This window comes from Verrucomicrobiia bacterium, assembly GCA_036405135.1.
In the GTDB taxonomy this organism is placed as follows: domain Bacteria; phylum Verrucomicrobiota; class Verrucomicrobiia; order Limisphaerales; family JAEYXS01; genus JAEYXS01.
Genome location: DASWYF010000023.1, coordinates 1 through 14,116, shown reverse-complemented (window position 1 = coordinate 14,116; position 14,116 = coordinate 1). Strand labels below are relative to the sequence as shown.

Here is a 14,116-nt window from a genome sequence, read left to right as displayed (position 1 = left end):
ACTTCAAAATTCATCAGACGTTTCCATGTTCTCTGGCTCCACCATCACGTCACAAAATACCATTATTAAAGCTGTCAGCGATGCCTATATGCACTACCTGCGCTATATGGAGACAAAATTTCTCCACACACACTTCTCAGGCTCTTCGCCACAACAAACATGGTCTGAACACGATTCATACCACATCCCCGCTAGACTTCCATACACAAGAATTGCCCTCCCAATGTAAAATCCTGTCGTCTTGTCTTTCGGCCTCTATCTGTGTGATTCCGTGTTTCATCCGTGGCTAACCACCTTTCTCCGTGGTTAAACAAGTTTGCTCTTTCCCATTTCTTGCCTTACTTGAATCTCATGAAGTTTGCAGTCGTCGGTTGCGGGGCGCTCGGCAGTTACTACGGAGCCAAGCTCTGCCGTGACGGCCATGAAGTCCATTTCCTCTTGCGCTCGGACTACGAGATCGTCCGCCGCAAAGGTGTGCGCATCCTCAGTGATGAAGGCGACTTCCATGTGAACCCCAAATGCGCCCGCACACCGGAGGAGATCGGTCACGCAGACGTCATCCTCATCGGCCTGAAAACCATCGCCAACGATCAGTTCTCCAAGTTGCTCCCCCCTTTGGTCGGCCCGCAGACGGCCATATTCACATTACAGAACGGGCTGGGGAATGAAGAAGCCCTCGCCAAGCTGTTTCCAGCCGGGCAAATCCTCGGCGGCCTTTGCTACGTCTGCCTGAACCGGATCGAACCGGGCGTCATCAGACACCAGGCTCACGGCAAGATCGTCATGGGTGAATATAACGGCTGGCCTGAACCGCGCACTCATGACATCGCCTCCGCCATCCGTCACTCGGGCGTTCCCTGTGTCGTCTCCGATTCATTGGCTAAAGCCCGCTGGGAAAAACTCATCTGGAACATTCCTTTCAATGGCTTGGGTGTCGCCAGCGCCGCCGGGCTTGAAGCCTTTTCCGCTGAAAACCCAACCATTCCAGATCCTTTATTCCCTTGTTTAACCACGGATAACCTCCTCGCTGACCCGCAGTGGCAGGCCCTTGTCCGCGCACTCATGACCGAGATCATCACCGCAGGACGCGCCCAAGGCTACGACACCTCTTTCGACGTCATCGAAAAGCTGATCAAGAACACGAGCGAGATGGGGGCCTACAAACCCTCCACCCTCCTGGACTTTCAGCATGGCCTCCCACTGGAATTGGAAACCATGTTCCAAGAACCCCTCCGTCGCGCACAAGCAGTCAAGACAGCCACTCCAAGATTGTTCCGGCTCGTGACCATCCTTTCCTTGCTCGACAGTTGCCATATAGAAAAATAATCACAGAGAAACTGTACACGTCGCATTTCTTAGCCTTAAAACAGTGCTTGCCTTAGTCCCCGTCCGCTTGGATAAAAAGCCCATATGTACAAGGACTGTCTCAGACTTTTATTCTCCGCGCTGCTCGTTTTTCTCCCCCTGCGAAGTGATGGTGCTGAGGCTTCATTTTCGCCAGATAATCTCGTAGCCGTGCCTAGGGAGTTTCCCGCCACCATCACCCAATACGAGAAAGAAGCACTTCCTCTGCTGGCCAAACGCGACTACGCAAAACTGGAGGAGATGGCCAAAGAATTGCGGACTTCCAAGAAGCAGATATCTTCTGGCTCCTGGCATCTGGTCTCATTTTACAGCGCCCTCAGCGGATTGCCTGACAATGCTACCACGGCCCAGTGGCAACAACGCCAGCTCCAACTGGAATCTTGGGCCCGCGCTAACACCAACAGCATCACAGCCCTCACTGCCTTGGCCGATTATTGGACCAGTTACGCCAGTGACGCCCGGGGTGGAGGTTGGGCCAATACCGTCAGCCAGCAAAACTTTAACCTGATGCGTATGCGACTTGCCCGCGCCGGGGAGATCTTGAAGCGGGCTTACAAGCTCGAATCCAAATGTCCTTACTACTATACAGTGGCTCAAAGCATTGCCCTCCATTCAAACATGCCGCGCGCCCAGTATGAGCAAATGGTTGCCGAAGGCATCGCTCTGGCCCCGGATTACATCAGTCTGTATTTTCAGAAAATCACCTATCTCCAACCTCGCTGGCATGGCAAAGATCCAAATGAGTGGCACAACTATATCAAGGCAGAAGCCGATAAACTGGGCGGGGAAGAAGGTGATCTCTTCTACGCCCGCAATGCCTGCCTGGCTCACAGCATGGGCTTCTACGATGCTTTCATACGGGATTCACCAGTGGAGTGGCCGCGGTTGAAGAAAGGGTTGGAAATCTGTCTCAAACGTTACCCTGACTCCCTGTGGGCCAAGACCCGCCTCTGCTACTTCTCCGGGCAGAAAGGTGAGAAGCAACAGGCAAAAAAATACTTTCAGGAAATCGGCCATCAAGTAGATACAAGCGTCTGGAGCAAAACCCGTTTTCTGGAGGACCGCGAATGGGCATTCAAACCCTAGAGCCTATTTCCTCACCGCCTTGGCCGCCGCATCCAGCAATTCTTTACCTTCAAGATTCTTTCGCGATGATGTTGCTATCGCGATCCATGAGATAGGTCGCTGGCAGTGACACCACGCCATATTTCAACGCCAGTTTGATGGCCCCGGTGAACATCAGCTAAACAGCAACAGTAAAGGCAAAGCGCAGCCTCATATCGTTCGCAAGTCTTTCACGCGAACCATACCACAACCCACCGCACTCAAGCACGCGGCAGGCGTGATGCCTAACACGTATCCGCGCTGCCTCGAATTAACAGTGACACCGGGAAGCAGAATAACGCTCCATCTCCCTCGCCCCTCGGAGGGGAGAGGGCCGGGGTGAGGGGTGCCGGGATTCCCCCCAAGCGGTCTCATCTCACATCGACACCAGCATCACCCGATAATTCGCGGCATCGATCTGGAACATCATGCCCTCAGGCGCTGCGGGTACATCCTTGGTAAAACCCTTCGCCTCCATCTCCGCCACCGACCCCGGCACCCGCTTCTCCGCCGCGAAGAACGCCACGCAAGCTTGCGATAACTTTTGCAACACCGGCCCCCATTTCGGATGCTTCATCAGATCTTCCGGTGCGATGTTATACAGCGGCACTTCCCCGGCTACTGCCTGTGCATTCGTGACCACCGGTTGAACAGCCGCTTCCGCTTGCACGATCGCCGTCGGCGGTGCAATCGCTTCTGGAGCTGTCGCTGTCAAAACCGCCGAGGTATCGAACGCTGCCACCGCTTGTGCCTGCGCTTTCGGTGCCGGCATGTCGATGGATTCTTCCGAACTGCATCCAGCCAAAAGACCGGCGCAGAGTGTGACCGCAAGGAGTTCAAAGGCTCGAAAAGCCAAGTTCAATTTCAACTTCATAGAGGATACGTCTTTTAAAATGTGCCAGCCATAAGACCGCCAGCACGCCCTCTATCTAACTCCCTATTGTTACACAGGGATGGCAACCATGTCACACCCTTGTAACGTCTTTTCTTTTTGCGCCTTCTGCGCCTCTTTGCGGCCGTTCCCTACCCCAGCATCTTCGGCACCAATCTCCCCTCCACATCCGTCAGCCGAAAATCTCGTCCCTGAAAACGATATGTCAGCTTCTCATGATCGAACCCGAACTGATGTAAGATCGTCGCGTGCAAGTCATGCACCGAGATCGGATCCTCCGTCACGCCCCAGCCGATCTCATCCGTCTTGCCGATGACCTGCCCGCCCTTGATCCCACCACCCGCCAGCCACAGGCTGAATGCGAACGGATGATGATCACGCCCCGTCACCACCGTGGACCCGCCACGATTCTCGCCCAACGGTGTGCGACCAAATTCCGACGCCCAGATCACCATCGTATCCTCCAGCAACCCGCGCTGCTTCAAATCCTTCACCAGCGCTGCGATCGGCTGATCCGCCATCTGAGCGTTGAAACTCAATTCTTCATTCAAATTGCTGTGATGGTCCCACGATGCATGCAACACCGTCACGAACCTCACCCCACGCTCGATCATCCGCCGCGCCAGCAGACAATTCCGCGCGAACGTCCTGAACTGTCCCGGGCCACCGCCACGTGCTGCCTTGATATCCGGCTCGCGCCGGTCCAATCCATACGCATTCAACGTCGCCGCCGATTCCCTGCTCAAATCCATCAACTCCGGCGTCGCCGCCTGCATGCGTCCCGCCAATTCATACGCATTGATGCGCGACGCGATCTCCGGGTCCGCCACATACTTGTGCCGAAGACGATTCAGATCTCCAATCGCATCCAGCCCCAGATGCTGCATCTCTGGCGTGATGCCTTCGGGATTCGAGAGATTCAGCACCGGATCGCCCTGATTGCGGAACAGCACGCCCGCGTAACTGCTCGGCAAAAACCCGCTCGACCACGCACTCGCTCCCGCACTGGAACCACGCCCCGCCGTCAGCACCACATAGCCCGGTAGATTCTGCGCTTCATTTCCCAATCCGTAATTCAACCACGATCCCATCGTGGGCCGACCGAACAGTGGCGACCCGCAATTCATCATCAACTGCCCCGGATGATGATTGAACTGCGTCGTGTGCATCGAGCGGATCAGGCAGATGTCATCCGCGATGCCACCGATGTGCGGCAACAGATCGCTCAACTCCATCCCACATTGCCCGTGCGGCTTGAACTTACGCGGGCTGCCCATCAACCGCACCGTCTCCTTCTTGATGAACGCGAACCGCACCTTCTCCAGCATCGAATCCGGCAGCTTCTGACCGTCCAACTCGTTCAACTTCGGCTTCGGATCGAAGAGATCCATCTGGCTCGGCGCACCCTCGAAATAGATGAGGATGCAATTCTTCGCCTTCGCCGGATGATGCGGCTGCCGCACCGCCAGCGGATCACGCACCTGCGATTCCGCCGCCAGCAAGTTCCCTTGTTTGAACAAAGTCGCCAGCGCCAGCGTGCCGATGCCCGTCGCGCTCGTCGTCAAAAAATCCCGACGCGTCAACCGCACCAGTTCCTGCGGCGAAAGATATTTACGCAAATTCATAACAAACTACTTCGTAATCGTCCTGTCCTCGTCCTCGACCCGTAGCCGCGGACGTCAGTCCGCGCTAACTCCTTTCCCCTCTGAAAACTGAACGCTGAAAACTTGAAACTCTTCTTCATTCGCGAGTTATAAATTCATCAAGGTTAAGCATCACCCTCGCCAGCGCCACCAACGCCGCCTTCTGCGGCGCATCCGCATCTGCCGTCTTCGTACCCACCAATTTCTTCGCATTCTCCGGTCGCGATTCCAGCAACTTCACCTGCTCCGTATAAAGCTCCTCTAGCCGTTTCCCTTCCGCCTTCGACGGCACCCGCCCGAAGCAATACTGGAATCCCTCGCTGATCTTCGCGCTCGCATCACTCGTCGGCACATCCGCCATCCGCAAGCCCAGCGCCTGCGCGCACTCGAAGAACACCGGATCATTTAAGAGCGTGAGCGCTTGCAGTGGCGTGTTCGATCGCTCCCGCCGCATGCACGCCACTGTGGAATCCGGCGCATCAAACGTCATCAACATCGGATACGGCACCGTGCGCTGGAAGAAGATGTAGAGTCCGCGCCGATACTTGTCCTCGCCCTTGCTCTCCTGCCATTTCACGGAATTCGCATACCCCAGCGCCGCGATGTCATCCGGTAACGCCGGCTTGATGCTCGGCCCGCCCACCTTGCGCGCCAGCAACCCGCTCGCCGCCAGATACGCATCCCGCACGCTCTCCGCTTCCAGCCGCAGGCGATTCTGCCGCGCGAGCAACGTGTTCAGCGGATCACGCGTCATCAATTCCGGCCGCACCACCGATTCCTGCCGATACGTATTCGACATCACGATCAGCTTGATCATCTCTTTGCGACTCCACTTCAGCCGCGGGAACTCGCTCGCCAGCCAATCGAGCAATTCCGGATGCGACGGCTTATCCCCACGCGTGCCGAAATCATCCACCGTGTTTACCAGCCCGCGCCCGAACAAATTCTTCCAGATATGATTCACCGTCACGCGACCCGTCAGCGGATTCGCCGGATCAAAGAGCCAATTCGCCAAATCCAACCGGTCCGCCTTCTCACTGCGTGCTTTGAAAACCGGCAATACCGAAGGCACTCCCGGCTGCACCTCCGCGCCCTTATCCATGAAGTTTCCGCGCACATGCACCTGCGTCTTGCGGCCTTCCGCCTCCTCCACCATCACCGCCGCAGTGGTGGCCGGTGCCGCTGGCGCCTTCTTCGCATGCGCATCGATGAACGCCTGAATCTTCCGCGCTTCCACGTCCACCTGCTCTTGATAATACTTCGCGAGCGCCACGCTTTCCTGCTTCGTCCGCAGATCGGCACTCTTTGCCAAGGCCGACGCTACTCCCGCTGGCGTCATATCCGCCTTCAATGGCCGTGCTGCATCAGTCGCCGCTAGCCGGAACTGCCCCAGCAGATACGTCGTCTTGTATTTGTGCTCCAGCGTGAACACCAGCTTCGCGCCCTCCGGCAAAACCAGATCCTCCGCCGTCTCGAACACCGCTGCGTGCGATTCATTGAACTTCGGCGACACCGCCCAACCACTGCCCGCATCTCCCGCCAACGCATTCGCCACCGGAAATTTGCTCTGCGAAAACGTCGCCTGCGGATTGCCTAACTTCACCTCGCGCTCCTCACCATCGGGCGACACCGCTTTCACGCTGAACTTCGTCAGCACAAAATTCCCATCCTTCGCGCGACCCGGCCCTTTCTTCGCCTTCGGATCATCGATCGCCTCGAGGCGGAATCCCGTGATGCGCTTCGCTTCCGGTGTTACTTCCACCGTGTAAGTATCCGTATCCGGCAATTTCCCATCGCTCACCACTACGTAATCCTTTTGCGCCTTGAGCGTCGCCCCATTCTCAGAGGCCACCTTCGCCGGTTTCAACTGCGCCCAAGGCGTGAATTTCACCTGCGCCGTCTTTTCCCACGCCCCCTGTTTCGCGGGCAAGTCCTTCTTCACATACTCAGCCAGTTGCGCCTTCAGCTTGCGATCCTCGATATCCCACTTCGCCTTGTCCTCATTATACTTCGCCTGCTCCTCCACTTGCGGTGAGGGCACATTTTTCTCAGAGGCATTGTTGAAGAACGCGTAGAACTGATAGAACTCACGCTGCGTGATCGGATCATACTTATGCGTGTGACATTCCGCGCACGCCATCGTGAGACCGAGCCACACCGTGCTCGTCGTGCTCACGCGATCCACCACCGCCTTCGTGCGAAACTCCTCCTGATCCACGCCACCTTCCGTATTCGTGAGCGTCTGCCGATGAAACCCCGTCGCCACGATCTGCTCATGCGTCGGTTTCGTCAGCAAATCGCCCGCGAGCTGCTCGATGCTGAAGCGATCGAACGGCATATCCTCATTGATCGCTCGGATCACCCAGTCGCGATACACATACGCGAACGGCCGCGCGCGGTCCTTCTCATACCCGTCGCTATCCGCATACCGCGCCATGTCCAACCAATGCCGCCCCCAACGCTCCCCGAAATGCGGCGACGCCAGTGTCCGCTCTACTAGCTTGCGATACGCATCCGGCGACTTGTCATTCACGAACGTCTCCACCTCCTCCACCGTCGGAGGTAAGCCCAGCAAATCCAAACTCAACCGCCGCACCAACGTATAACGGTCAGCCTCGGGCGATGGCTTGATCTTCTCTTGCTCCAACCGCGCGAGCACAAACGCATCGATCGGATTCGCCACCCACTTCGCTTGCTTCACCTTCGGCGGCTCCACGCGCTTCACCGCTTGAAACGCCCAATGCTGGCTCTGCGCCTTCGCCGTCACCGCGCCCGCTTCATCCGGCCAAACCGCACCAGCATCGATCCACTTCTGCAACGTCGCGATCTGCTGCGCCGTCAGCGGCTCACCCTTCGGCGGCATCCGCTTCGCCGAATCCGTCGCCGACACCTTCTTGAAGATCAAACTCTCCGCACTCTTCCCCGGCACGATGATCGCGCCATCATCCCCGCCCATCAAAGCATCCCGCTTCAGATCCAGCCGCAACCCGCCCTTCCGCATATCCGCCCCATGACACTCATAACATTTGGCCGCCAATATGGGCTGCACATCCCGAGCAAAATCCACCGCCCGCTCCGCCCCACTCACCGAAGACACCAGCATCAGCCCCAACACCCACACCCAATGGAGCGTCGAGCTCCAACTCGGCACCACCTTACGGAGCGCCGGTCTCCGACCCGGCGATGATGTATTATATCTATTCACTCGTTTCACCTGATTAAGATTCACAGCCGCCAATTCACCGGCCACAAACTGCCGCTTCTTGCCGTCTTCCACTCCACCTCTTCTGGAGACCCGATCAGAACAGACACTCCCTCCTTCTTGCCCTCAACATATCGCAACTGCACATCCCAAAAACGGTTTCTACTCGCGATATGCTGCTCCACTTCAATCGCCTCACCAGGATTTAACGTACGCCATTCGTGATACCATGGAATAGCCGCGTCTTGGAGCATGTCCATTTGTCTACCTCGTAATTCGAGCTCATGCACCATGAGAGACGGTTTTCGATCCATGAAACTATAGTATGAGATCGGTCGCGCCGAATTATTCTTCACTCGAAACACCGCCATCTGACTTTTCCCCCCTGCAGTCGCCAGAGTCTTCATCCCTTCAAAACTCACCTCCACCGGCCCACTTTGCCCATTCCTCACCACCCAAAATACAATTCCCGCCAGCAAAACAACTATCACTACTGCAACAATCTTACGGAGCGCCGAACTCCGATTCGGCGCGCTTGATTTGACTGTTTGTTCCTTCGTCATTCGGATTTAGTCATTCGTCATTCCGCATTAGCGGCCAGGTTCCGGGCTTCTCCCTATTTCTACCATTCCCATTCACCTTTACCATGCAATATTCTTTCAACTCCATGGCACTTCCTGCCACCAGCAGAGGCCATCTAACCGTCTGTTCTTCCTGCACTCTGCCATCTCCGCCACCTCTGCGTTACCCTTACATCGGCTATATCGCCTATATCGGCACAAAATGTTCTTTCCGATGTCCTCACCCTGTCACATTTCCCGCCTCTCCGTTAGCCTCCGGTTCGGCCGGTTGGCTCCATGGGAACAAAATTTCATCCCCCTTCTCCTCATTTGGTCATTTGTCATTGCTCATTCCTTCGTCATTCGGATTTCGTCATTGGACATTTTCTTTGAACACTTCCCCACCTCCCTTGCGTCCAACCTCACTGATGCTACCTGTAATCAAATCGTTACGCGCACCCGCATGTCTGATAGACAGCCACCCCTATTCCATGTAATATCCTCCGAACGATGCGCACCGCTCCAAAGCAGACGAAGGTCATGATTTCGTTGTTTCACACGCCCACCGAGGCGAGTCGCGACATCTTTTACTGCGTCCTCCGCGCCGGCCACCTTATCGCCGGGCAGGACTACGCGAAGATCCATCCGAACTATCCCGGCCACAAGCTGTTGCTATGCTTGAAAGGCATCGGCAACGTGAAGGTGAACGACCGCATCTGGCAGGTGAAAGAAGGCGAGATCGCCTGGATCTACAATCACTACGCGAACTCCCATTGGCCCGAGGAAGGCTCCCCTTGGGAAATGCTCTGGATCCGCGTGGACGGCCCGCACATGGAGCGCATGTATCAGATGCTCACCTCCGCCGGTTCACCCGTGTTCTCCGGCATCAATGCCCGCACCTCCGCCGCCATCTTCCAGCGCATCTTCCGCGTGATGGAGACCCGCCCCATCGCCATGGAGGTCACCATCCACGCCGAGGTCGGCCAGCTCATCCGCGAACTCTTCAAGACCCGTTACTCCGCGAACCCTTCGCCCAAGAAGGAGAACGAGATCCCGCAATCGCTCCACAAGCCCATCGAAGCCATGCGCCTGTATTACAACAAGCCCTTGCGCGTGCATGAGCTGGCGGCCATGGCGCACATGAGCGTCTCAAATTTCTTCCGGAATTTCAAAGCCGCCACCGGCACCAGCCCCATCGATTGGCTCAAGCGCGAACGCATCAACCAGGCCAAGAAACGCCTGCTGGAAACCGACCTCTCCATCGCCCAGATCGCCGATGAGACCGGTTACTACGACCAGTTCTATTTCAGCCGCGACTTCAAACGCATGACGCAGCTCGCCCCCAGCGAATACCGTCAACGCGAACGCGCCCACAAAAAATGGCTCGAACAACAACAGGCCAACGAGCCCCAAGAACCCGAACCCGTCATCAAAAAGAAAAACGGGAAGTAATCTCGTAGCCGACGACGTAAGGAGGCGGAACTAACCTCCCCCTCGTCCAGCCGTAGCCGCGGACATTAGTCCGCGCTAACTCCTCCCCTTTCTTTCACCAATCGATCCATCCTCACTTCCCATTTATCGGCTTTCCCTCCGCATCCATCAATCTCGGCGTCAGCATCAGAATAGTCACCACTTTGTTCGTTTGATTCGGTCCTCCCATTCTACCCGGTGTGATGGAGTCAGATCTTCCGCACCCTACCATCAATGTCTCCCCATCCTTCATCTGAGTGGAGTCTGTCACATGCCATACACGAAAATTTGGAACCGGCGCATTCGCCTTGTTACCAGTGGCTATGCTGGCGCTCACTGTTTGAAAACCAAGCACCTGCGTGACCCCGGCAATCCAATCCACAGTGATGGATTTCCGATCAGGCTGCATCACCACGCGAGCATCCAACTCAGTCATCACTCCCGCTCTCAGCACATGATCCTCTACTCGGCCCGGATAATATTCCAAATGTGATATCGTCCCCTTGGCATGATTGATCCGGGAGCCGACTTGCACTGGCCGATTCGTGATCCCCGTTACTCTCGGAAATGCAATCAGACTCACCCCGTCATGTAACTCTAGTTTCTTGATCATGATTTTAGTCTGCCCTTCGGATAATATCCTGCTATAGCCCGGCCGGAACAAACCCTCCACCGTCACATTCGTTGCCGTGATGCTGGGCACCTTGAGCCAACTATCTCGCCAGCCAACTTCTGCCACTGGAGTCAGCGCCTTGAAAAACAGTTTCAACTCCTCCTCTTTCGCATAGTTCTCCTCGATCTCTATATGTCTCACCTCAAACAATACTTGCACCGGATCTATTTCGAGTATCTCTAAAGCACCCGCTATTACTTCCAAATCATCACCAGTCGCCTTCACTCGCAGCACACCGGCTTTCTCATCCAGAACCACCAACTTTCCGGCCCCACCTTTCGGCGAGAGATCAACTCCGGCAGCAGTGAAGAGCTGCACTAGCATCTCTTGCGCATTGGTTTTACTACCCTCCTTTACCACCCCGATGACCTGCTCAATATTTCGAATCACAGCCGCCACATTCACCTTGAACTCTCGTTCGATCAACTTGCCAGCAACCACCTTCGAAGGCTCCGTCTGCGCTAAGAGCAACCTCGGCAGAAAAAACAATAAAAGCAGAAGAATTCTAGGCATAAAAATTCGGGATACTTGTTACTTGGCTGTCTTACCCTCGCATTTCACCCCAAAATCTCAAGCGCCAACCCGAAACTAAAACCAGAAGACGTTCTGACTGCGAATTCCCGACCTGAAACATCAGACCTGAAACCTGAGACTGAGTCGGCCTCCGGTGCAACCGGCTGAAAACTGCAAACTGAAAACTAGGAACTCTCGCGCGAGCGCGCCAACTTCGCCCCCAACCTCACCGCCGCGAACAAACTCCCCGCACTCGCCTTCCCCTGCCACGCGATATCAAACGCCGTCCCATGATCCACACTCGTCCGCACCACGGGCAGGCCCAGCGTCGTGTTCACCGCCGATTCAAACGCGATCATCTTCACCGGGATATGCCCTTGATCATGATACATGCACACCACCGCATCGAACTCCTTCCGCCGCGCCGGAGTGAACGCCGTATCCGGCGGCACCGGCCCAGTGAGATCAATCCCCTTCGCGCGACCCGCCTCAATCGCTGGCACAATGAACCGCTCCTCCTCGCGATCTCCGAAAAGCCCATTCTCCCCCGCATGCGGATTGAGACCGCACACCAGCAACTTCGGTTCACGCCCCCGAATCCGCCGCAACGCCGTCGCCGTCAATTCAATCACCTCTAAGATGCGCGCCGTCGTCATCAAGGCAGGCACATCATGATACCCGCAATGCACCGTCACGAAACTGCATGTGATCTCCTCCGAATACTGCATCATGCAGGACCGCTCGGCTTCCATCCGCTCCGCGAAAATTTCCGTATGCCCCGGATACCTGTGCCCCGCCAAATGCATCGCCTCCTTGTTCAGCGGCGCCGTCGCCACCCCCTGCACTTGCCCCGCCAGCGCCGCATCGATCGCCCGGTTCACATACTGATACGCCGCCTCCCCGCAAGCCGCCGAGAGCTTCCCCGCCACCACCGCCCCCGCATCCACCTGTCGCAGATCCAACACCGACGGCACACTCACCCGCTGACAAGCCACCACCCAATCCGCCTGTGAAATCACCGGGGCCTTGAACGGCAACCCCGTCACCTCCGCCACGCGAGCGAGCACCGCCGCATCCCCGAAGATCACCGGCACACAAACTTCCACTATTGAAGGCTCCGCCAAGAGACGCAAACAAACCTCCGGCCCGACCCCAGCCGGATCACCCATCGTCACCGCGATAACAGGAATCAACGAACTCATTTCCCCAAACTTGGCAGCAATGAAGCCTCCCCGCAAGCGTCCCGCCCTCAAGCTGTCATCCCCTGTGCTTATCAATCCCTCCAGCTACATCACTCAACCGCCCGTCACTGCTCTCCGAAGTGCCCCCGCTACAAACATCATCCGCTCCTTCGTCAACACACTCCCAAACTCGATTTCCTTCCCATCGTGCAGCTCGATCACGATGCCCGTTTTCTTGCGCCGATCCCCATCGCTATCCGTCCACGAATTATTAATCACTCGCACACCCTTCACCTCACGCAGATTGAAACGCTTCTTCCATCCCACCGATCCCACGCCGACAAAAACCAGCCCATCCGACATCTCCACTCGCACCTCCGTCTTCCCGCCTATTGAGGACAAGAACGCACCTATCATCCCTAATCCGACCACGATGAACGGTGTCAGAAACAGCCACAGAAAAATCGTCATCCCCCAGCCGAGCTGTTCCCCATCCATCTTAGGCACCCACGATGGCAACGGCACCCCGAGCAGCTTGAGCGTGGAAAGCAGCGCGAGCATCACAAACACGGACACGACGCCATTCCAGAACAACCCGAACGCCAACGTCGCCACCGCCGCCCCCCAAGATCGATGCGTTGCCCCGATCACCGTCAATCCCACCTCCCGCCGATACCATGCCCCTTTGGGCGGATTCTGCAGATCCACCACCACCGCAGGCTCAGAAATGCCATGCACCAAAACCGAAAGATCACTCGCCAGATTGCACGACCGGCAATACGCCACATCCTTCACCACATTGATATCCTCTGCAGGAATCACACGGCTGCACTGCGGGCAAGTCGGCGTAAGCATAATTGCTGGGTGTTTACTACCTGCCCCAAGCTATCTGTCTTCCATCCCTCCATCAATCACATCCCACCCGACTGCGATATCGACACCCTCCCCCGCTGCCTCTAACTTCGCCCCCCATAGGAACCGCACATGCTGACTAAGCTCGCACAAACCCGTCGCGAAAAAATCTTCCTCACCCTTTGCGCTCTGCTCGCCCTGATCTCCCTGCTCCAGCTCTGGAATCATTTCAAACTTCAAGATCAGATCGAAGCCGCCAACGACCAGATCGCCTATTTCAGCGAACTCAGCAACCGCTCCCTTGCCGGCAATGCCACGCAGGCCGCTGAATGCCTCCGCAGCATCGTCACCCATTTCCCCTCTGGCACCAAACAAACCCACGGCTCCGCCCTCGATACCCTCGTGGAACACCAACGCGAACGCGCCCAGTTAGAAATCATCGCCATCCTCCGCGTCCGCACCCGAGATGATCTCGGCCAAAAACCCGAACCGTGGATCAAGAAATATGGAAAGCCTCAGCCTAGAGCGTTTTAAATAAAGTTGTAGCCGCAATGTGCGAACCAGGAAGCGGCGTCTTGTGGGGTGACTGAGGCCAAGGCGGCGGCGATGGCCGCCAAGAGCGCCTCCCAAGTTCTGGCTTCGGCACTGCGCAAGGCTTGTT

11 protein-coding genes are annotated in these 14,116 nt (G+C 56.5%); 4 read left to right on the top strand and 7 right to left on the bottom strand.

The window, feature by feature from the left end; translation table 11 throughout:
* Window positions 1-351 precede the first annotated feature (351 nt).
* The gene (locus tag VGH19_12055) at window positions 352-1,326 is read left to right on the top strand and encodes a 2-dehydropantoate 2-reductase (protein ID HEY1172097.1); all 975 of its coding nucleotides are present in this window, start codon (window positions 352-354) and stop codon (window positions 1,324-1,326) included.
* An 84-nt stretch (window positions 1,327-1,410) separates the two neighbouring features.
* Window positions 1,411-2,451, top strand: coding sequence for a hypothetical protein (locus tag VGH19_12050; GenBank protein HEY1172096.1), 1,041 nt, complete (start codon window positions 1,411-1,413; stop codon window positions 2,449-2,451).
* 394 nt (window positions 2,452-2,845) lie between these two features.
* On the opposite strand, the gene VGH19_12045 is transcribed toward VGH19_12050, so the two are convergent.
* The 4 genes from VGH19_12045 to VGH19_12030 form a co-directional block, all read right to left on the bottom strand.
* On the bottom strand, window positions 2,846-3,343 hold the full coding sequence (locus VGH19_12045) for a fimbrillin family protein (protein HEY1172095.1): 498 nt from the start codon (window positions 3,341-3,343) through the stop codon (window positions 2,846-2,848).
* Window positions 3,344-3,492: 149 nt separating this feature from the next.
* A complete protein-coding gene (locus VGH19_12040) occupies window positions 3,493-4,986 on the bottom strand; it encodes a DUF1501 domain-containing protein (protein HEY1172094.1) in 1,494 nt (497 codons plus the stop codon).
* A gap of 115 nt (window positions 4,987-5,101) precedes the next feature.
* Window positions 5,102-8,155: a PSD1 and planctomycete cytochrome C domain-containing protein gene (locus VGH19_12035; GenBank protein HEY1172093.1), complete on the bottom strand. Its 3,054-nt coding sequence runs from the start codon at window positions 8,153-8,155 to the stop codon at window positions 5,102-5,104.
* Between the two features lie 74 nt (window positions 8,156-8,229).
* On the bottom strand, window positions 8,230-8,769 hold the full coding sequence (locus VGH19_12030; protein HEY1172092.1) for a hypothetical protein: 540 nt from the start codon (window positions 8,767-8,769) through the stop codon (window positions 8,230-8,232).
* Window positions 8,770-9,276: 507 nt separating this feature from the next.
* Between VGH19_12030 and VGH19_12025 the strand changes: the two genes are divergently transcribed.
* Window positions 9,277-10,218, top strand: coding sequence for an AraC family transcriptional regulator (locus VGH19_12025; protein ID HEY1172091.1), 942 nt, complete (start codon window positions 9,277-9,279; stop codon window positions 10,216-10,218).
* A 112-nt stretch (window positions 10,219-10,330) separates the two neighbouring features.
* Here VGH19_12025 and VGH19_12020 read toward each other — a convergent pair whose 3' ends face one another.
* The 3 genes from VGH19_12020 to VGH19_12010 all read right to left on the bottom strand — a co-directional run bounded on the left by VGH19_12020 (window position 10,331) and on the right by VGH19_12010 (window position 13,458).
* A complete protein-coding gene (locus VGH19_12020) occupies window positions 10,331-11,422 on the bottom strand; it encodes a hypothetical protein (protein HEY1172090.1) in 1,092 nt (363 codons plus the stop codon).
* Between the two features lie 185 nt (window positions 11,423-11,607).
* Window positions 11,608-12,624, bottom strand: coding sequence for a 4-hydroxythreonine-4-phosphate dehydrogenase PdxA (gene pdxA / locus VGH19_12015; GenBank protein ID HEY1172089.1), 1,017 nt, complete (start codon window positions 12,622-12,624; stop codon window positions 11,608-11,610).
* 93 nt (window positions 12,625-12,717) lie between these two features.
* Entirely contained in the window at window positions 12,718-13,458 is a 741-nt protein-coding gene (locus VGH19_12010) for a hypothetical protein (GenBank protein HEY1172088.1), read from the bottom strand.
* A 129-nt stretch (window positions 13,459-13,587) separates the two neighbouring features.
* Between VGH19_12010 and VGH19_12005 the strand changes: the two genes are divergently transcribed.
* Entirely contained in the window at window positions 13,588-13,989 is a 402-nt protein-coding gene (locus VGH19_12005) for a hypothetical protein (GenBank protein HEY1172087.1), read from the top strand.
* Window positions 13,990-14,116 lie beyond the last annotated feature (127 nt).